This window comes from Corynebacterium sp. HMSC29G08, assembly GCF_001806875.1.
In the GTDB taxonomy this organism is placed as follows: Bacteria; Actinomycetota; Actinomycetes; order Mycobacteriales; family Mycobacteriaceae; genus Corynebacterium.
The window spans coordinates 1-1,612 of record NZ_KV786278.1 but is presented as its reverse complement, the minus strand read 5'-3'; the positions used below and the strand labels follow the sequence as shown (position 1 = coordinate 1,612).

The following is a 1,612-nucleotide window of genomic DNA, read 5'->3' as shown; positions in this document are numbered from 1 at the left end:
GGTTTACCCGTCCACAAAATTTGACACAGCCCAGTTTGATTGCCGTGATCAATTGACCAGAGAATGGCACTTGTTGTTTCGAAAGTTCTTGGGGCACCAATACGGACAAGAGCCAGATGAGGTTCTTTGGAAAGCGTACGGGAATTTGGATTCACCCTGGTATATTTGCAGAAAACTGAAACAATTCTATAGTCCTATTGAATTGGAGAATCTAGTTAAGTCATCGTCTTATTGGCGAGAGCGATCACTTCCGTGGAATTCCGAGGGGCTACGCGATTCGGTGGGTAGATTCGTTGGTAACTACTCTGGTGACAAGAACATTGAATTGGCATTTGTGGAAATCTCGGTTGGAGGTACCATGAAATGCTTATAAGACGAAAGTTTTCGCCTGAGGCTGCAATTAGAATAAATGTTCTTGTGGACGCGTATGTGACTTCATTTCTTGGCGCATCCGTGGGTTACCTGACCATTCAATCTGGTCTTGAGAGTCAAGGCGTATTGCATGCGGTAGGCATTGGCATTGTGATTGGGACGGTACTGTCATTGCCGCTTGCGCGACTCGGAGATGTTGTGGGGGAAACAACTGTCCTCGGTGGTGTTCAGATCTTGCAATTTGTCTCATATATTGCGCTTGGAATAGTCCCCGGTCATATTCCAATGCTGGGAACGCTGGTTGGAATCTTTCTGCTTGGAAGGTTTGTTTCGCCTTTGAGGGGCGCCCTTCCTCCGCGCTACTTGCAAAAAGAAGAGCTAGTCAGTTTCAAGGTTGCGCTACGAACGTCAACGTTAACTGTCGTCCTACTCGGTACTGCCACCGTATCGTGCGCATTGTTCTTTGGTATACCTATTCGAATCTTTTCATCGATACTTGGAGGTATTGGATACTTGATTTGCATTCTTTCGACCCAAGTGTTGAAGAAAATGCAACAAGTTGAGGTTGTGAGACGAAATTCATTTGCCCTTAGGCTTTCACTGGGATCTGACGTTTGGATTTCTTGTCTTAAAGTTGTCATATCATTCGCAATTATCGCAACCGGTTCTGTTCTAATTCCGTACATTCTTGCTTCTAAGGGCACCAATCTTAGTTGGTTGCTATTTTGCTCCGTGTTTATAGAAATTGCGATCAATTATGCGATCCAGAAGAATTCCCGTTTCAAGAATGGGAACAGGATCTCAAATTTGGCCCTTCTCATTTTGGCAGTTTCCTTGGGGATTTGCGGGGGATTTCTCTTGATTGCCAGTGCCATTTTCTTGAAATCGATGATTGCTTTTTCAATTGCGCTGATTGCGGTTTTTTGTTTGAATCATACCGCCCAGACCTTTGCAACAATAATGGCCTGGCAGTTTCAGTACGAAAAGGGTGATGACCAGGATCGATCATTCGTAGTTGCAATATTTTCAATGGCGTCAGCTCTTGGAGTCGGCTTTGCTAATTTTTCAGGAGCAGAAATATATGAATTTGTGGGTTTGTGACTGTAGCCTTAATTGGGTTTGTAAAATCCCCATTGTCAGCAGTTCCAATTGAAGTGAACGTCGGTGAATTGTTCCTAAATAGGTTGTCGACTCCGTAGGTGAGATTGGGGCCCGACCCCCGAAAAGTAGACACCATCAA

1 protein-coding gene is annotated in these 1,612 nt (G+C 44.6%); it reads left to right on the top strand.

Going from position 1 to position 1,612, the window contains the following annotated elements; genetic code table 11:
* The first annotated feature begins 429 nt into the window (after window positions 1–429).
* A complete protein-coding gene (locus HMPREF3101_RS11165) occupies window positions 430–1,473 on the top strand; it encodes a hypothetical protein (protein WP_141737453.1) in 1,044 nt (347 codons plus the stop codon).
* Window positions 1,474–1,612: the final 139 nt, after the last annotated feature.